Genomic DNA, 17,524 nt, shown 5'->3' with positions numbered 1-17,524 from the left:
ACAGGCCCAGGGGCTCCTTTTTCAGGGAGCCCCTTTTTTATGCCCGCTGCATGGGCCTGATCAGCGACGCGGCAAGGCCGCAATGGCATCGACCGACTGGCGAATCAGCTCCGGGCCCTTGTAGATGAAGCCCGAATAGATCTGTACCAGACTGGCACCCGCTTCGATTTTCTCGGCAGCATGACGACCTTCGGTAATGCCCCCGGCGGCAATGATCGGCAGGCGCCCGGCCAGCTCACCGGCCAGCACCTTGACCGTGTGCGTGCTCTTTTCCCGCACCGGCGCGCCCGACAGGCCACCGGCCTCATTGGCGTGCAACAGTCCCTCAACGCCTTCACGGCTCAGGGTGGTGTTGGTGGCGATCACCGCATCCATGCCTGATTCAAGCAAGGCACCGGCCACCAGCACGGTTTCTTCGTCGGTCATGTCCGGGGCGATCTTGATCGCCAACGGCACGCGCTTGCCGTATTGCTGGGTCAGCGCTTCCTGGCGCACGCTCAGGGCCTCGAGCAATTGCTTGAGCGAATCGCCGAACTGCAGGCTGCGCAAGCCCGGGGTATTGGGCGAGCTGACGTTGACGGTCACGTAGCTGGCGTGGTCATAGACCTTGTCCAGGCAGATCAGGTAGTCGTCCACCGCACGCTCGACCGGGGTGTCGAAGTTCTTGCCGATATTGATGCCCAGCACGCCACGGTATTTCGCCGCCTTGACCCGCGACAGCAAGTGATCGACGCCCAGGTTGTTGAAGCCCATGCGGTTGATGATGCCCTGGGCCTCAGGCAGGCGGAACAGGCGCGGCTTGGGGTTGCCGGGCTGCGGGCGCGGGGTCACGGTGCCTACCTCGACAAAGCCGAAGCCGAGTTGGGCAAAGCCGTCGATGGCCGTACCGTTCTTGTCCAGGCCGGCGGCCAGGCCGACCGGGTTGGCAAAGCGGATGCCCATGACCGTGACCGGCAACTGCGCAGGCGCCTTGCTCAGCAGGCCATTGAGGCCCAGCCGGCCACCGGCACCGATCAGGTCCAGGGACAGGTCGTGGGACGTTTCCGGAGAAAGTTTGAACAGTAACTGGCGGGCCAGGTTATACATGGGCGGGCAAGGCTCGTGAGCGGCTGAAGTCAGCCGGCGATTATAGACGGTCGATGGCCTGCTAAGCGAGAACTCCCCTGACCGGATGGTGGCACATGCCTTGCTTCAATTGCGTCAGCACCCTCGGCAACGTCGCCGCAGGGCACCGACACTGGCGTCGTTGTGGCTCGCTGCGCAAGCAGTGGGCCCGACGGCGCTTTTTTATGGATACATGAAAAGCCTATGAACCCTCGATCAAGCAATGCCCTGGACTGGGTGGCGGGCAGCGATGCCCCCGAAATGAACAGCATTGACATAGGTTTCATGGCCCTGACCGACTGTGCCTCGCTGGTGGTCGCGGCCACACAGGGGTTTGCGCAGCCCTACGGCCTGAGCCTCAACCTCAAGCGCCAGGCCTCTTGGGCCAACCTGCGTGATCGCCTGGTCAGCGGCCAGTTGCACGCCGCGCACAGCCTGTATGGGTTGATCTACGCCATGCAATTGGGCATCAGCGGCGGCGCCGCAGCCGATATGGCCATCCTGATGGGCCTGAACCAGAACGGTCAATGCATCAACCTGTCGCGCGGCCTGCAGGACGCTGGTGTGACCAGCCCTGAAGCACTGGAACGCACTGCGCACCATCGTGGTGCAAAGCTGACCTTTGCCCAGACCTTCCCCACTGGCAACCATGCCATGTGGCTCAATTACTGGCTGGCCAGCCAGGGTATCCACCCGCTTGACGATGTCGACAGCGTGGTGGTTCCGCCGCCGCTGATGGTCGCGCACCTGCAGGCCGGACGCATCGATGGCTGCTGCGTCGGCGAACCCTGGGGCGCCAGCGCCGTGCAGCAGAAACTGGGCTTTACCCTGGCCACCAGCCAGTCGATCTGGCCCGACCATCCTGGCAAGGTACTGGGCTGCACCCGCGAATTTGTCGAACAGAACCCCAACACTGCACGCGCCTTGACCATGGCGGTGCTCGAAGCCAGCCGCTTTATCGAGCAAAGCACGGAAAACCGCCGCAGCACCGCGCAATTGCTCAGTGGCGCCGATTACCTCGACACCCCGCTGGACTGCATCGAACCGCGCCTGCTGGGGCATTACCAGGACGGGCTGGGCAACAGCTGGCAGGATCCACACGCCCTGCGCCTGTTCAATGACGGCCAGGTGACTTTTCCGTGGCTGTCCGACGGCATGTGGTTCATGACCCAGTTCCGCCGCTGGGGCCTGTTGCGTGAAGACCCCGACTACCTGGCCGTGGCCCGTCGTGTTCATCAGTTGGAGCTGTACCGCGAGGCTGCTGCGGCACTGGGCATTGCGGTGCCGGAAAGTACCCTGCGCAGCAGTCAATTGATCGACGGACGCATCTGGGACGGCAGCGACCCTGTCGGCTACGCGCGCGGTTTTTCCCTGCATTCGCGGATTGATGGCGCGCCCGCCATCGCCGCCCGTTGAGAGGCACGCGATGATGCTGCGAATCCTGCTGATCAATGACACCCCCAAGAAGGTCGGACGCCTGAAAGCCGCCCTGAGCGAAGCCGGTTTCGAGGTCATCGACGAATCGGGCCTGAGCATCGACCTGCCGGCACGGGTCGAAGCCCTGCGCCCGGACGTGATCCTCATCGACACCGAATCACCCGGCCGCGATGTGATGGAGCAGGTGGTGCTGGTCACCCGCGACCTGCCGCGTCCCATTGTGATGTTCACCGACGAACATGACCCCGGCGTGATGCGCCAGGCGATCAAGTCAGGGGTCAGTGCCTATATTGTCGAAGGCATCCATGCCCAGCGCCTGCAACCGATTCTGGACGTGGCCATGGCCCGCTTCGAAAGCGACCAGGCCCTGCGCGCGCAACTGGTGGCCCGCGACCAGCAACTGGCCGAGCGCAAGCGCATTGAACTGGCCAAGGGCCTCTTGATGAAGATGAAGCATTGCAACGAAGAAGAGGCCTACACCCTCATGCGTCGCCAGGCCATGAGCCGCCAGCAGAAACTGATCCAGGTGGCCGAACAGATCATCGCCATGAGCGAAATGCTCGGCTAACGCCGCAAATGACCCGAAACGTCTCACACCAGCAGCCGATTGCGCCCTGATGAGGCGTCCCTCGATCTGCAGGACCGGCCGGGCGGCGAACCGCTTTAGCCGGGAACAGATCACCCCAGGCCTGTATTTTCGCGGCTGAAGCCGCCCCTGCGGGGCTTGAACACAAGATGGCCCGGCTCTTGCTACATCCATACTGCAGGTAGCCAACGGCGGTTGCCCCCACACATACGACAAAGACGTCGCCCTCTCCTTTCGCTGCGCAGCGAACTCGAGAAGCGGCGTCTTTTGCGTTCTGGCCTCAGCGATGAGGGGGTGGTGCCGCCGGCTTGTCCTGTGCGCACCCCGAGAACCGACAACTTCCACGTCGTGGCCATGACCCCGACGACCTACTTCTGGCAGATGATGAGGTGTGCAATGGATACAAGTTTCTGGAAGGCCGGGCACAGACCGACCCTTTTTGCAGCCTTTCTGTATTTCGACCTGAGTTTCATGGTCTGGTACCTGCTTGGGCCGATGGCGGTGCAGATCGCCGCTGACCTGCAATTGACCACCCAACAGCGCGGCCTGATGGTGGCAACCCCGATCCTGGCGGGCGCCGTGCTGCGCTTCGTGATGGGCATGCTGGCCGATCAGTTGTCCCCCAAGACGGCCGGCATCATCGGCCAGGTCATCGTTATCGTGGCACTGTTCGTGGCCTGGCAACTGGGCATCCACACCTATGAGCAGGCGCTGCTGCTGGGCCTGTTCCTGGGCATGGCCGGTGCATCGTTCGCCGTGGCACTGCCACTGGCTTCGCAGTGGTACCCGCCGCAGCACCAAGGCAAGGCCATGGGCATCGCCGGCGCCGGCAACTCTGGCACCGTGCTGGCGGCCTTGATTGCCCCGGTACTGGCGGCCAGCTTCGGTTGGGGCAACGTATTCGGCCTGGCGCTGATTCCGCTGGTGCTGACCCTGATCGCCTTTACCCTGATGGCACGCAACGCACCGGAACGCAGCAAGCCCAAGTCCATGACCGACTACTTCAAGGCCCTGGGCGACCGTGACAGTTGGTGGTTCATGTTCTTCTACAGCGTGACCTTCGGCGGCTTCATCGGCCTGGCCAGCGCCCTGCCCGGTTATTTCAACGACCAGTACGGCCTGAGTCCGATCACCGCCGGCTATTACACCGCCGCCTGTGTATTCGGTGGCAGCCTGATGCGCCCACTGGGCGGCGCGCTGGCCGACCGCTTCGGCGGCATCCGCACCCTGACCGCGATGTACATGGTCGCGGCCATCGGCATTGCGGCCGTCGGCTTCAACCTGCCCAGCTCGTGGGCAGCGCTGGCGCTGTTCGTGGCCGCCATGCTGGGCCTGGGTGCCGGCAACGGCGCGGTCTTCCAGTTGGTGCCACAGCGTTTTCGCAAGGAAATCGGGGTCATGACCGGGTTGATCGGCATGGCCGGCGGCATTGGCGGTTTCTTCCTGGCGGCCGGCCTTGGCACCATCAAGCAGCACACCGGTGACTACCAGATGGGCCTGTGGCTGTTTGCCGGCCTGGCGGTGCTGGCCTGGTTCGGCCTGCTGAACGTCAAGCGTCGCTGGCGCACCACCTGGGGCTCGGCAGCCGTTACAGCAGCCCGGGTCTGAGCCGGCCACATGACGCTGCAACTGAGTTGTGCACAATTCAGCGCCAGTGGTCCGCGCAGCGAGAATCAGGATGCGCTGCGCCTGGTCACGCCAGTGCCGACTTTGGCCGCCAGCAAGGGGTATCTGTTTGCCCTGGCCGATGGGGTCAGCCAGTGCGCCGATGGCGCGCTGGCGGCGCAGTCGACCCTGCAAGCCCTGGCCCTGGATTACTACGCCACCCCGGAAACCTGGAGCATCGTCCAGGCGCTGGACAAGCTGCTGCTGGCGCAGAACCGCTGGCTGCTGGCCAACGGCCTGTTGACCACGCTGAGCGCCCTGGTGCTGCGCGGTCGGCGCTTTACCCTGGCGCATGTCGGCGATTGCCGGGTCTATCGCTGGCATGCCGGCCACCTGCAACGCATCAGCGAGGACCATGTCTGGGAACAACCAGACATGAACCATGTGCTCAAGCGCGCGCTGGGGCTGGATCAGTATGTGGTCATGGATTACCTGGATGGCGAGCTGCGCGAAGGCGAACGCCTGCTGCTGGTCAGCGACGGTGTCTGGGCGACCCTCGGCGACCCGGGCATCCGCTCGATCCTGAGCGACACCGACGACCTGCAGGCCTGCACCAGGGCCCTGGTCAGCGCCGCCCACCTGGCCGGCAGCCAGGACAACGCCAGCGCCCTGCTGTTACAGGTCGACAGCGTTGGCCACGATGACCTGGGCGATACCCTGCGCCAGTTGCAGCAATGGCCACTGCCGCCGCCGCTCAAGCCCGGCCAGCGCTTCGAAGGCTGGCAGGTGCAGAGCGTGCTGGCGCAGTCGCGTCAGTCATTGCTCTATCGGGTCAGCGACGACAGCGGCCAGCCCTGGTTGCTCAAGACCCTGCCGGCCAGTCGCGCCGACGAAGACGGCGCCGGGCAAGCCTTGCTATTGGAAGAATGGTTCCTGCGCCGGGTCGCCGGGCGGCATTTTCCCGAAGCCGCCCCCTTGCCTGAGCGCCAGCATTTGTATTACCTGATGCGCCAGTATCCGGGGCGCACGCTGGACAAACTGTTCGCCGTGACCGGCCCGCTGCCGCTGGTGCAGTGGCAGGACCTGGCAACCCGCCTGCTGCGTGCCACCGGCCTGTTGCACCGGCGCAATATCATCCACCGCGACATCAAGCCGGAGAACCTGTTGCTGGGTGACGATGGCGAACTGCGCGTGCTGGATTTCGGCCTGGCATTCTGCCCGGGACTGTCCAGCCGTATCCCCGGCGATTTGCCCGGCACGCCCAGTTTCATTGCGCCCGAGGCGTTTCAAGGTGCAGACCCGGCGCCCGCTCAGGATCTGTATGCCGTGGCCGTCACGCTGTATTACCTGCTGACCGGGCAATACCCATACGGCGAGATCGAAGCCTTCCAGCACCGGCGCTTCACGACGCCGATTCCGGCCAGCCGCTACCGACCCGACCTGCCCGACTGGCTCAACGATCAGTTGACCCAGGCGCTACAGGCCGATCCGCAGCAACGCTTCGAAACCGCCGAACAATGGCTGCTGGAACTGGAGCAGGGTGAGCACCGCAGCGTCACGCCACGCCCCCGGCCCTGGCTGGAGCGCGAGCCGATCAAGGTCTGGCGCACGCTGGCACTGCTGTCGCTGCTGGGCAATCTGACAGCCTTCATCGTGATGGTGATGTAGGAGCGCGCTCTGCCCGCGACCGGCTGCGTTAGCAGTCGTAAATTTGCAGCGTTTCGCAGATTTCTGCAAGCGCTCCGCACTCGGTCGCGGTAGTCCGGCATTCCGGCAAGCGCGCTACAGGGGATAAATGCTGCACGCACAGCTTGTGTGCGCCGCGCCTCAATGCGGTGCACACAAGGCCTGCCAGCGTCGACGCAAGGCCCTGTTTTCAGGGCTTCGCACAAGTTGGCACAGCCGCTGCATCAGCTTTACCCAACACACACATAGCGTGCGGTCTTCAATGGCGAAGGCGGCACTTCCCGATGATACGGGAGCGGACAAAGGCGTCCTCGTCAGGCAACTGGCGGGGGCGCCTTTTTTGTTTATGCGGTATCGAATCAGGCCATAGGTGCAGACCCCATGAAAAAACTCAAACTGGTGATGATCGGCAACGGCATGGCCGGGGTCCGCACCCTCGAAGAACTGCTCAAGCTCAGCGAAGGCCTGTACGACATCACCGTATTCGGGGCCGAACCGCATCCCAATTACAACCGCATCATGTTGTCGCCCGTGCTGGCAGGCGAACAGGGCTTCGATGACATCGTGCTCAACGACCTGAACTGGTACCGCGACCATGACATCCGCCTGTTCCTGGGCCGTCGCGTGGTAAAGATTGATCGCAGGCAGCGCCGGGTGATCGCCGATGACGGCACCGAGGCCCACTATGACCGGCTGCTGATCGCCACCGGCTCCAAGCCTTATATCCTGCCGGTGCCGGGCAATGACCTTGAGGGTGTGATCGGCTATCGCGACATTGCCGACACCCGGAAAATGATCGACACCGCTAATACCCATCAACGCGCCGTGATCATCGGTGGCGGCCTGCTGGGCCTGGAAGCGGCCAACGGCCTGGCGCTGCGCGGCATGCAGGTGACGGTGGTGCATCACGGCCAGAGCCTGCTGGAGCGGCAACTGGATAAAACCTGCGGGCGCCTGCTGCAAAAGGCCCTGGAACAGCGCCAATTGAGCTTTTGCCTGAACGCCCATACCCAGGCCCTGTTCGGTGACGATCAGGGCCGGGTAAAAGGCGTGCAACTGCAGGACGGTCAGGTCATTGCCGCCGACCTGGTGGTCATGGCTGCCGGCATCCGTCCCGAAACGGCCCTGGCTGAAAGCTGCGGGCTGCCGTGCAATCGCGGCATTCTGGTCAATGACACCTTGCAGACCTTTGATCCGCGCATCTATGCCATCGGTGAGTGCGCCAGCCATCGCGGCGTGGCCTATGGACTGGTTGCACCGCTGTTCGAGCAGGCCAGGGTCTGCGCCAACCACCTGGCGCAACTGGGCTTTGCCCGTTACCCGGGCTCGGTGACCTCGGCCAAGCTCAAGGTCACCGGCATCGACCTGTTTTCGGCCGGTGATTTCCAGGGCGGCGAAGGCACCGAGTGCATCACCTATTCAGACCCCATCAGCGGCGTCTACAAGAAGCTGGTGATCAAGGACGACAGGCTGGTGGGCGCCTGCCTGTACGGCGATACCGCCGACGGCAGTTGGTACATGGAGCAGATTCGCACCAACAGCCGCATCGACGCGATCCGCGAGCACCTGATGTTCGGCGCCCAGGCGGCCAGCGCATGACCGACCTGAGCCTGCCCATTGCCACTTCCGGCCCGCTGCGTACGACAGCGTCGACGTGCTGCTATTGCGGCGTGGGGTGCGGGGTACTGATCGAACACGACGACCTGCACATCCATGGCGTCAGCGGCGACCCGCACCACCCGGCCAACTTCGGCCGCCTGTGCAGCAAGGGCTCGAGCCTGCACTTGACCGGTGACCTGAGCAGCCGGGCGCTGTACCCGGAACTGCGCCTGGGCAAAGCCCTGCCACGCAGCGTCACCGACTGGGACACGGCACTGGAGCACGCCACGGGTGTATTCGCCCAGGCCATCGCCGAGCATGGTCCTGACAGCGTGGCGTTCTACATTTCCGGCCAGTTGCTGACCGAGGATTACTACGCCTTCAACAAACTGGCAAGGGCCTTGGTCGGCACCAACAACATCGACAGCAATTCGCGGCTGTGCATGTCCTCGGCAGTGGTCGGCTACAAGCGCAGCCTGGGCGCCGATGCGCCGCCGTGCAACTACCAGGACATCGAACTGGCCGACACCCTGCTGATCGTCGGCAGCAACATGGCTTATGCCCACCCGGTGCTGTTCCGTCGCCTGGAAGAAGCCAAAAGCCGCCGCCCGGACATGAAGATCATCGTGGTCGATCCACGACGCACCGACACCTGCGAGCTGGCCGACCTGCACCTGGCGATTCAGGGCGGCAGCGATGTGGCGCTGTTCCATGGTCTGCTGCACCTGCTGATCGAACAAGCGTACACCGATGAGACCTTTATCAACGCCCACACCGAGCATTTCAGCGAACTCAAGGCGCTGGTGCACGACTACACGCCTGAGCATGTCGCCCAGGTGTGCGGCATCCGTGTCGAAGACCTGCACACCTGCGCCCGGCTGATCGGTGAGGCACCGGCTTTTCTGTCGCTGTGGTGCATGGGCCTGAACCAGTCCACCGCCGGCAGCGCCAAGAACAGTGCGCTGATCAACCTGCACCTGGCCACCGGGCAGATCGGCCGCCCCGGCGCCGGCCCTTTCTCGCTGACCGGCCAGCCCAATGCCATGGGCGGCCGGGAAACCGGCAGCCTGTCCAACCTGCTGCCAGGGCACCGCGAGGCGGGCAATGCCGAGCACCGCCGCGAAGTGGCCGAGTACTGGAACGTCGCCGGGCTGCCGGCCACTCCCGGCCTGTCGGCGGTCGATCTGTTCGAGCAGGTGCGCAACGGCACGATCAAGGCCTTGTGGATTGCCTGCACCAACCCGGCGCAATCAATGCCGGACCAGGCCACCGTGCGCCAGGCACTGAGCGACTGCCCGTTCGTGGTCTTGCAGGAAGCCTTTCGCACCACCGAAACCGCCCACTATGCCGACCTGCTGCTGCCGGCCGCCAGTTGGGGCGAGAAAGAAGGGACGGTGACCAACTCCGAGCGGCGCCTGTCCAACGTGCGCAAGGCCATTCCCGCACCGGGCCAGGCCCGGGCCGACTGGTCGATCACCGTGGATTTCGCCCGGCGCCTGCAAAAGCGCCTGCGACCCGGCAGCGCGCCGCTGTTCGACTTTGCGACGGCACGGTCGCTGTTTGATGAATATAAAGGCCTGACGCGCGGCCGTGACCTGGACATGAGCGGTATCAACCGCGACCTGCTCGAACAGCTTGGCCCGCAACAATGGCCGTTTCCAGAAGGTGCCAGCGCCGGCACGGCACGCTTGTACAGCGATGGCGTATTCCCCACCGCCTCGGGGCGTGCGCAGTTTGTCTGCGAAGGCTATGTGGCCCCGCAGGAACGCCGCGACGCGCTTTTCCCACTGACCCTCAATACCGGCCGGCTGCGCGACCAGTGGCACGGCATGAGCCGCACCGGCACCGCCGCCCGGCTGTTCGGCCATGTCAGCGAGGCGGTGCTGGGCCTGAATCCGGCCGACATGCAACGCCAGCACCTGGAAAGCGGCGATCTGGTGCGCCTGCACAGCCGGCGCGGCCACCTCGTGGTGCCGGTCGCCAGCGATGACAGCCTGCGGGCCGGGCATGCCTGGCTGCCGATGCACTGGGGCGATCGCTTCCTCAAGGGCGGGGTCAACCTGCTCACCCAGCCGGCCTATGACCCGCTCTCCAAACAGCCAGAGCTCAAGCACAGCGGGGTGCGGGTCGAAAAGGCCGACCTGCCCTGGCAGTTCTTTGCGCTGATCGAAGGCGACGTGCAGAATCATCTGCAGGCCCTGCGACCGCTGTGCGAAGCCTTCGACTACGCCAGCCTGAGCCTGGCGGGCCGTGAACGCCCGGCGCTGGTGATTCGCGCCGCCCATCCGCACGCGCCCGAAGCCGCCCTGCTGGCGCAGATCGACCACCTGCTGGGCCTGGATCACGGTCCAGTCATGGCCTACGACGACGCCAGCCGGGGTGTCGGCAAACGCGTGCGCATTGATCAGGAGCGCATCACTGCCGTACGCCTGGCCGGGGAAACCCTGGCCCGGCACTGGTTGCAGAACCTGTGGCTGGAAGGCCGCGCCGACGAGCCCCTGCGCCGCTGGATGCTCGCCCCCATCAGTCGCGAGCCGGGCAAAAGCGCGCTGCAGACCCGCGACACCATCGTGTGCAATTGCAAGAACGTCAGCCAGAGCAGCATCAGCGCCGGCATCGAGCGCGGCTTGTGCCTGGACCAATTGAAACAACAACTGGGCTGCGGCACCCAATGCGGGTCCTGTGTCCCGGAAATAAAACGCCTGATCAACCTTGTCGCCGTCACTGAGTGAGGAATACCCCATGAACGCAAAAGTCTGGCTGGTGGGCGCAGGTCCCGGCGATCCCGAACTGTTGACCCTCAAGGCGGTGCGCGCCCTGCACAGCGCTGACATCGTGATGATCGATGACCTGGTCAATCCGGCGGTGCTCGAGCACAGCCCCACTGCACGGGTCATCCGTGTGGGCAAGCGCGGCGGCTGCCGCTCGACACCGCAGGCCTTCATTCACCGGCTGATGCTGCGCTATGCCCGCCAGGGCAAGTGCGTGGTGCGCCTCAAGGGCGGCGACCCGTGCATCTTCGGCCGTGGCGGTGAAGAAGCTCAATGGCTCAAGGAGCACGGTATCGAAGTGGAACTGGTCAACGGCATCACTGCAGGCCTGGCCGGCGCCACTCAGTGCGACATTTCGCTGACCCTGCGCGGCATCAGCCGGGGCGTCACGCTGATCACAGCCCACACCCAGGATGACAGCAGCCTGAACTGGTCGGCGCTGGCACAGACCGGCACCACGCTGGTGGTGTACATGGGCGTGGCGCGGCTGGACGAGATCTGCGCCGGCCTGCTGGCCGGCGGCATGAGCGCAGGCATGCCGGTGGCGATGATCGAAAACGCTTCGTTGCCCCACCAGCGCGAATGCCGCAGCACCTTGTGCGACATGCAGCGTGATGCGCTGTCGTTCGGCCTCAAGAGCCCGGCCGTGCTGGTGATTGGTGAGGTGGTGGGTGCTGCCGGGGACTGTGCGACCGGTGCCGGTCGGGGAACAGACGCCCCTCTTCGCGCCCTTGGCGGCTAAACCGCCCCCTGAAGCGGAGGCTGCGGCTGCACTCACGCCATAACAAAAAATGCCCCGTACCTTGCGGTACGGGGCATTTTTCATTGCAGATCAGGTGACCTGGGCCACCCGTCTGCCAGAAGGCAGGCTAATTACTTGGCCTGGGCTTCTACTTCAGCTTCTACGCGACGGTTGACTGCACGACCGGATTCGGTAGCGTTGTCAGCAACTGGACGCGATTCGCCGTAACCAACCGAGTTGACGCGGTTGGCGCCAACGCCGTACTGGTTGACCAGAACCTGTTTAACGGCGCTTGCGCGACGCTCGGACAGTTTCTGGTTGTAAGCGTCAGGACCGACGGAGTCAGTGTGACCTTCAACAGTGGTGGTGGTCTGTGGGTACTGCTGCATGAAGTCAGCCAGGTTCTTGATGTCGCCGTAGCTGTTAGGCTTGACAACCGACTTGTCGAAGTCGAACTTCACGTCCAGCTCGACACGAACCACTTCGGCAACGGCCGGGCAGCCATCAGCGTCAACGGTAACGTTGGCCGGGGTGTCAGGGCACTTGTCGACGTTGTCGCACACGCCGTCGTTGTCGCTGTCGGAGCACACTTCAGCTACTGGCGCTGGAGCCGGTGCTGCGGCTGGCTTGCTGCCGCCACCGAAGTTCACACCGATACCGACGCTTGGCGCCCACTCGGTGTCGCCCTGGTCGATGTTGTACTGAGCTTCAACGCCGGCACGGGCGTAGAAGTTGTCAGTGAAGTACAGCTTGGCACCGCCGCCCAGGTTGGCGAAGGTCGAACCGTTACGGCCGCTACGGCCGGTCTGGCCGATGCTCTGGTCAGAGAAACCAGCGGAGACGTAGGGACGCAGCATGTCGCCTGGGTTGTTGAAGTGGTACAGAGCGTCCAGGGCGGTGTTGGAGCCCTTGATGTTCTTGCCATCTTCGCCACGGACGTTATGAACTTCGTCGTAGCCCAGACGCAGCTCGACGTCGTCGGTCAGGAAGTAGCCAATCGAACCACCGAACAGGTTGCCGTCGTTTTTGAAGTCGCGGGCGCTGTCGTAATATTCTTTTTTGGCGAAGCCTTCGATTTCGACTGCGCCTTGGCCTTGAGCCAGTGCGCCGAACGAAGTGGCGGCAACGATTGTACCAATGGCCAAGCCCAAGGTGTTTTTCAGTTTCATCCGTTAAATCCCCATCTGGTGATTGTAAAGCAGCCCCAAAATGCAGGGACAACTCGGTGGCAAGTCTATCAGAACATGCCGGCTCGTTAGAGGTATTTGCGCCGGGTTAAGTTTCGGCACTACCTGCAAATTTCTCCCGCAGCTTATCCAAAGCCCGCTTGTAGCGCATTTTCGTTGCGCTCAAGCCCATGTGCATGATGTCTGCGATTTCCTGGAACTCCAGCTCTGCGACAAAACGTAGCACCAGAATCTCCCGGTCAATCGGGTTCACATGCACAAGCCAGCGATCAAGCCCGCCCCGCTCTTCAGGTTTAGGCGTCCGGTCTTCGGTCGCTTCCTCGATCGGGTCGAGGCTCAACGCGTCCATCAAGCGACGCTTTCGCCGTTCCTTTCGATACTGAGTGATGCACTCGTTATAGGTGATGCTGTACAGCCAGGTCTTGAATTTCGATTTACCCTCGAAATTCTTCAGGCCGTACAGCACCTTAAGCATCACTTCCTGACAGACATCGTCCGCGTCGCGATCGTTCCCCAAATAACGTGCGCAGACGTTAAAAAGGGTGCGCTGGTAGCGACGCATCAGCTCCTCATAAGCACGCGTCACATGAAACAACTCATCATGGGCGCGCGCAACCAGCTCCTCATCAGAGAGTTCATGGGGTTCGTAGCGCAGCGATAGCGGAGAGGGTTTATTCAAAACGAATCGTGCCGAAAGTCAGGTCAAAGGCCGCCATCACCTGTAAACAGGCGATTTGATGGCGGCACAGATTAGCAGGTTAGCCGCTTAACGGCTGCTAACACGCTGCTCGAGAAGAATCCGGTTGGAAAACGAAACCAACTCCCCATCATCGGTCAACAGCGTGGTCTTGACCGTCCCTATTTCCTCGATCTGCCCTTCGATATCGCCGACCTGAACCATCTGGCCGACCTGATAGAGTTCACGTACATAAATACCCGCCAGGATCTGCCCGGCGATTTCCCGGCTGCCCAGCCCCATCGCCAGGGCGACGGCCAGACCTACGGTAATCAGCACAATGACGATCACATGGTTCAGCAGGTCGGTCTTGACCTCCAGCTGACTGATCGCCACCGAGATACTGATAATGATCACCAGGCCCTGCGCCACGCGCCCCAGGCCCGCAGCATAGTCGACACCCACACCTTCTGCCGCACCTCGCACCAGGCCATTGGCCAACTGTGCCAGCAGCACACCGACCAGCAGCACCAGAGCGGCGCCAAATACCTTGGGCAGGTACAGCGCAAGCATGTCCAGAGTCGCAGAGACCCGCTGCAAGCCGAGCGATTCTGCCGCAGAAACCAGAAAAATCAAGAGCACAAACCAGTACACGATCTTGCCGATCAGGGTCGAGATCGGCACCTTGACCCCGGCGCGGCTGATCAGCTTGGTCAGCCCGGTACCGTTCATCAGGCGATCCAGGCCCAGCTTGGCCAGCAGCCTGGACAACAGGGCATCGAGCAGCTTGGCCACCACGAAGCCCAGTACCACCACCACCAGCGCACCGAACAGGCTGGGGATGAAATTTGCAATCTTGGTCCACAATGCCGTCATTGCAGTCACGAGACTCTGGGTCCAGAGGTCCAATTCCATGTTCAATCAGCCTTATCGACAGGGCGCACAGCAGGCTTGCTGCGACGCGAGACCGGGGCAACGTGGGCGCTGCCGTTATTGACGGCAATCATCATGGCTTGCGTCCAGCGGCCCAGCAGGCCGAACAGCACGCCGGCACCGACCTGCCGGTTGGCGGTTTTCAGGACGCGGCCCAGACAGGCATCATCATCCCGAATGGAGGACGATGCCTTGAGCATGTCCCGCAGGGATTCTTCAAACGGATCGTGCATCTGCCACCTCACGCAATGTCACAGAAAGACGCAGCCCCAGGCCAACGAGTCACACCGGGCTGCTTCTTGCCAAGATGAAACATTCTTCATAACCAGCGCAAACGCCGGAACAGCCACCACTGCCCCAGTGCCAGCGCCACGATCAGGCCACACGCAATCAGGAAGCCGTTCGCGCTGTCGGCACCCGGAATGCCGCCGACATTGATGCCCAGCAGGCCGGTCAGGAATGTCATGGGCAGGAAAATACCGGTGATGATGCCGAAACGGTACATGGTGCGGTTCATCCGCTCCCTCAACTGGCGGTCCTCGGCTTCAAGCAGCAGGCCCAGGCGCTCGCGGGTCAGCTCCAGCTCTTCAAGGTAACGGGTCAGGCTGTTGTTCAGCTCGTTCCAGTAGTCGACATCGTCATCGACAAACCACGTCAGGCGACTGCGCGACAACTGGGCGAAGATGTCGCGCTGGGGCGCCAGGAAGCGGCGCAGCCCGGCCGCACGACGACGGGTCTGCAGCAACAGGCCGTGATCGGGGCTGTAGCACTCGTCGGCGTCGTTGCGCTCTTCTTCTTCGTCCACTGTCTCGGTCAGATCACCGACCAGGTCCTGGAGCTTGTCGGTCAGCAATTGCGACAGGGTCAGGATCAGCTCGGAAGCGGTTTTGGGCCCACGGCCCTCGAGCAGTTGCCCGATCAATTCCTCGGTGGCACGCAAGGGCCGCAGGCGCAGGGAAATGATGCGCTGGGCGGCTGCAAAGATGCGCACCGAGACCATGTCTTCAGGCTCGGCGCCCGGATTGAGGTTGACCCCGCGCAGAAACAGCAGCAATTGCTGGTCCGGCAACGCCAGCAGGCGTGGCCGGGTGTTTTCTTCAAGCAGCAAGGTGCAGCTGAATTCGCTCAAGCCGCTGTCATTGCGCAACCAGGCATGCGTCTGGGGGTGGCTGCGGTCCCAGTGCAGCCACAGGCTTTCCTGCGGCTGCAGGTGCAAGTTCCCCAGTTCGGTGCGGGCCAGTTGCCGTGCGCCCCCATTGCCATCCAGTACCAGGGCATGGACCAGCCCCCATTGCGCGTTGGCTTCGTCAAACATTCGCTAATTTCACTTACTCAGGCATGCTCAGGGCAGTGGGGGAAATGATCACACCGTTGTTGTCGGCGTACAGATAGTGACCGGGATGGAAGGTCACACCGGCAAAGGTCACCGGCACATCGACATCCCCGACATTGCGGCGCACCGAACGCAGCGGATGGCTGGCCAGTGCCTGCACGCCCAGGTCGGTCTGGGCGATGATATCGACGTCACGGATGCAGCCGTAGACCAGCACCCCTTCCCAGCCATTGCTGGCGGCCTGTCCGGCCAGGATATCGCCCAGCAGCGCGCAGCGCAGTGAGCCGCCGCCGTCCACCACCAGCACCTTGCCCTTGCCGTCCTGCCCCACCAGCTCCTTGACCCGTGAGTTGTCTTCGAAGCATTTGACCGTGACGATCTGGCCACCGAACGAATCGCGACCGCCAAAGTTGCTGAACATCGGTTCCAGTACAGTCACGGAATCGGGATGGGCATCGCACAAATCCGGGGTGATGTAGTGCATGGGGTAACTCCTGTCAGTCAATGGCAAGGGTCCGGTGCCAGGCCTCAGGCCATGGCCCGCCCCAGGCTGTGTAAAAACGTAGCGAGCGAAGGCCAGGCAAGGCGCAAACAAGCGAAAAAGCGGAGTTTACGGATTGTAAATGAGCATTTTGATCGGACTCGCGCCCGAGCCTGTTTTCAACGCAGCATGGCCGAGCGCAGTAGTTTTTACACAGTCTGGACCGTGACCGTACCCAGCCACAGGCCATTGTGCAAGCCTCTCACGTTTCGGCCGCCACGCCCTGCGGCGGCTCGGCAGCGGGCAGCGATTCACCGACCGGGCGCTGCTGCAACCAGTCGAGCACCCGGGGCCAGACCTGTTCTTGCGCCGCCGTGCTGATCAGCATGCGCACGTGATCGAAATCCTCGCTGAAACCCTGCCGGCGCCCCAGGCTCAGGAACTGGCGCTGCCCGGAGCCAAAGCGTTCAAGCAGCAGGCGGCAGGCCCAGGGCGGGTCCTGATGGTCGCCTTCGGCCGCCACGGCCAGCACCGGCAGGCGCACATTGGCAAGGCCGGCCCACCAATGGTTGTCACGCTCGCCAAAACGTCCGAACAGGCCATGCCAGCGCATGCTCTCCAGGGCCACGCCGACCGGCTCGTCTTCCGGACCGCGCTTGAAGCGCGACCCGGAAATATGCTCGAACGAGCGCAGCAGCAGACGGCCTGCCCATTGCACCGGCGGGATTTTCAGCGGCCAGTAATAGCGACTGACCTGGCTGCCGAACAGCGCCACGGAAGCGGCATCGCTCTCGCCCAGATACTGGCCGCCCAACGCCGCTGCCAGGGTGGTTCCCCCCAGCGAATGGCCGATCCAGTGCGGCACCTGTCCGCTCAGTTCCTTGACGAAGGCGCCGATGACCGGCAGGTCGTAACGGGCGTAATCGGCCACTTTGTTGGTGCGCCAGGTCGCGTTGCGTGCCGACAGGCCGTGCCCGCGCATTTCAGCGATCCACACATCAAAGCCGGCGCGCGCCAGATAAGGCCCCAGACCAATGCCCTTGGGCGAGTACCAGAAGCGGCGGTTGGAAAAACTGCCATGCAGCAGAATCACCGGCACACCGCGCGGCCGGGCCTGGTCGACCAGGCCAAGACGGGTGACGGCCAGCTCGACAGTGGCATCGGGACTGTTGCCAGGCTTGAGACGGTAGACATCTTCGACCAGATCGCCGCGACGTTCGGCGCTCATCAACGCCACGGGAAAAAGAGAGCTGCTGCTTTGCATAGTGTTCTTGATCAAGAGTTCAAGGGCATCCGGCCCTTGAGTGGCACAAAACGACTGGATAAAAAAAGGCGGCCTCCGGAGGAAACCGCCTTTCTCGACCATCCCGAACCGTGTAGACGG

Annotated in this window: 14 protein-coding genes and 1 pseudogene; 7 read left to right on the top strand and 8 right to left on the bottom strand. The window is 63.1% G+C overall.

Translation table 11 applies throughout. The annotated features are described in order from the left end of the window. Nucleotides 1–60: 60 nt before the first annotated feature. The gene (locus ASF84_RS09235; protein ID WP_056837452.1) at nt 61–1,086 is read right to left on the bottom strand and encodes a quinone-dependent dihydroorotate dehydrogenase; all 1,026 of its coding nucleotides are present in this window, start codon (nt 1,084–1,086) and stop codon (nt 61–63) included. Between the two features lie 222 nt (nt 1,087–1,308). On the opposite strand from ASF84_RS09235, the gene ASF84_RS09230 reads away from it, so the two are divergent. From ASF84_RS09230 to cobA, 7 genes and pseudogenes are all read left to right on the top strand, one after another. Beyond that, on the top strand, nt 1,309–2,520 hold the full coding sequence (locus ASF84_RS09230) for a CmpA/NrtA family ABC transporter substrate-binding protein (RefSeq protein WP_056837450.1): 1,212 nt from the start codon (nt 1,309–1,311) through the stop codon (nt 2,518–2,520). Between the two features lie 13 nt (nt 2,521–2,533). Next, a complete protein-coding gene (locus ASF84_RS09225) occupies nt 2,534–3,109 on the top strand; it encodes an ANTAR domain-containing response regulator (RefSeq protein WP_056837976.1) in 576 nt (191 codons plus the stop codon). A 414-nt stretch (nt 3,110–3,523) separates the two neighbouring features. Further along, nucleotides 3,524–4,735: a nitrate/nitrite transporter gene (locus tag ASF84_RS09220; protein ID WP_056837448.1), complete on the top strand. Its 1,212-nt coding sequence runs from the start codon at nt 3,524–3,526 to the stop codon at nt 4,733–4,735. A 9-nt stretch (nt 4,736–4,744) separates the two neighbouring features. Beyond that, on the top strand, nt 4,745–6,400 hold the full coding sequence (locus ASF84_RS09215) for a bifunctional protein-serine/threonine kinase/phosphatase (RefSeq protein WP_056837446.1): 1,656 nt from the start codon (nt 4,745–4,747) through the stop codon (nt 6,398–6,400). Nucleotides 6,401–6,799: 399 nt separating this feature from the next. Beyond that, nucleotides 6,800–8,005, top strand: a pseudogene (locus ASF84_RS09210) (NAD(P)/FAD-dependent oxidoreductase); the annotation flags it as partial. An 8-nt stretch (nt 8,006–8,013) separates the two neighbouring features. Continuing rightward, nucleotides 8,014–10,749 carry a nitrate reductase gene (locus ASF84_RS09205; protein ID WP_056837444.1) on the top strand — a complete coding sequence of 912 codons (2,736 nt, stop codon included), beginning with the start codon at nt 8,014–8,016 and terminating at the stop codon, nt 10,747–10,749. A gap of 10 nt (nt 10,750–10,759) precedes the next feature. Then, nucleotides 10,760–11,530, top strand: a complete 771-nt coding sequence (cobA, locus tag ASF84_RS09200) for a uroporphyrinogen-III C-methyltransferase (RefSeq protein ID WP_056837442.1) — start codon at nt 10,760–10,762, stop codon at nt 11,528–11,530. A gap of 131 nt (nt 11,531–11,661) precedes the next feature. On the opposite strand, the gene ASF84_RS09195 is transcribed toward cobA, so the two are convergent. The 7 genes from ASF84_RS09195 to ASF84_RS09165 all read right to left on the bottom strand — a co-directional run bounded on the left by ASF84_RS09195 (nt 11,662) and on the right by ASF84_RS09165 (nt 17,404). Then, entirely contained in the window at nt 11,662–12,699 is a 1,038-nt protein-coding gene (locus ASF84_RS09195) for an OmpA family protein (protein WP_056837440.1), read from the bottom strand. Nucleotides 12,700–12,805: 106 nt separating this feature from the next. Beyond that, complete coding sequence (gene sigX, locus ASF84_RS09190; RefSeq protein ID WP_056837438.1) at nt 12,806–13,396, bottom strand: RNA polymerase sigma factor SigX; 591 nt, start codon at nt 13,394–13,396, stop codon at nt 12,806–12,808. 87 nt (nt 13,397–13,483) lie between these two features. After that, nucleotides 13,484–14,308, bottom strand: a complete 825-nt coding sequence (locus tag ASF84_RS09185; protein WP_056837436.1) for a mechanosensitive ion channel family protein — start codon at nt 14,306–14,308, stop codon at nt 13,484–13,486. 2 nt (nt 14,309–14,310) lie between these two features. Next, nucleotides 14,311–14,559, bottom strand: coding sequence for a hypothetical protein (locus ASF84_RS09180; RefSeq protein ID WP_056837434.1), 249 nt, complete (start codon nt 14,557–14,559; stop codon nt 14,311–14,313). An 86-nt stretch (nt 14,560–14,645) separates the two neighbouring features. Then, nucleotides 14,646–15,641 (bottom strand): zinc transporter ZntB, encoded by a 996-nt coding sequence (locus tag ASF84_RS09175; protein ID WP_056837432.1) that lies wholly within the window; start codon nt 15,639–15,641, stop codon nt 14,646–14,648. 13 nt (nt 15,642–15,654) lie between these two features. Beyond that, nucleotides 15,655–16,143, bottom strand: a complete 489-nt coding sequence (gene rraA, locus ASF84_RS09170; protein ID WP_056837430.1) for a ribonuclease E activity regulator RraA — start codon at nt 16,141–16,143, stop codon at nt 15,655–15,657. A 259-nt stretch (nt 16,144–16,402) separates the two neighbouring features. After that, on the bottom strand, nt 16,403–17,404 hold the full coding sequence (locus ASF84_RS09165; RefSeq protein ID WP_056837428.1) for an alpha/beta fold hydrolase: 1,002 nt from the start codon (nt 17,402–17,404) through the stop codon (nt 16,403–16,405). Between the last annotated feature and the right edge of the window lie 120 nt (nt 17,405–17,524).

Source organism: Pseudomonas sp. Leaf127, assembly GCF_001423155.1.
GTDB lineage: Bacteria > Pseudomonadota > Gammaproteobacteria > Pseudomonadales > Pseudomonadaceae > Aquipseudomonas > Aquipseudomonas ovata.
Note: the sequence above shows the minus strand (reverse complement) of the source record. Positions and strands in the feature narration are given on the sequence as shown.

Bases quoted from the DNA above. Each gene is read 5' to 3' on its own strand.
- ASF84_RS09235 (WP_056837452.1), bottom strand. From the start codon at position 1,086: ATGTATAACCTGGCCCGCCAGTTACTGTTCAAACTTTCTCCGGAAACG.
- ASF84_RS09230 (WP_056837450.1), top strand. From the start codon at position 1,309: ATGAACCCTCGATCAAGCAATGCCCTGGACTGGGTGGCGGGCAGCGAT.
- ASF84_RS09225 (WP_056837976.1), top strand. From the start codon at position 2,534: ATGCTGCGAATCCTGCTGATCAATGACACCCCCAAGAAGGTCGGACGC.
- ASF84_RS09220 (WP_056837448.1), top strand. From the start codon at position 3,524: ATGGATACAAGTTTCTGGAAGGCCGGGCACAGACCGACCCTTTTTGCA.
- ASF84_RS09215 (WP_056837446.1), top strand. From the start codon at position 4,745: ATGACGCTGCAACTGAGTTGTGCACAATTCAGCGCCAGTGGTCCGCGC.
- ASF84_RS09205 (WP_056837444.1), top strand. From the start codon at position 8,014: ATGACCGACCTGAGCCTGCCCATTGCCACTTCCGGCCCGCTGCGTACG.
- cobA (WP_056837442.1), top strand. From the start codon at position 10,760: ATGAACGCAAAAGTCTGGCTGGTGGGCGCAGGTCCCGGCGATCCCGAA.
- ASF84_RS09195 (WP_056837440.1), bottom strand. From the start codon at position 12,699: ATGAAACTGAAAAACACCTTGGGCTTGGCCATTGGTACAATCGTTGCC.
- ASF84_RS09185 (WP_056837436.1), bottom strand. From the start codon at position 14,308: ATGGAATTGGACCTCTGGACCCAGAGTCTCGTGACTGCAATGACGGCA.
- ASF84_RS09180 (WP_056837434.1), bottom strand. From the start codon at position 14,559: ATGCACGATCCGTTTGAAGAATCCCTGCGGGACATGCTCAAGGCATCG.
- ASF84_RS09175 (WP_056837432.1), bottom strand. From the start codon at position 15,641: ATGTTTGACGAAGCCAACGCGCAATGGGGGCTGGTCCATGCCCTGGTA.
- rraA (WP_056837430.1), bottom strand. From the start codon at position 16,143: ATGCACTACATCACCCCGGATTTGTGCGATGCCCATCCCGATTCCGTG.
- ASF84_RS09165 (WP_056837428.1), bottom strand. From the start codon at position 17,404: ATGCAAAGCAGCAGCTCTCTTTTTCCCGTGGCGTTGATGAGCGCCGAA.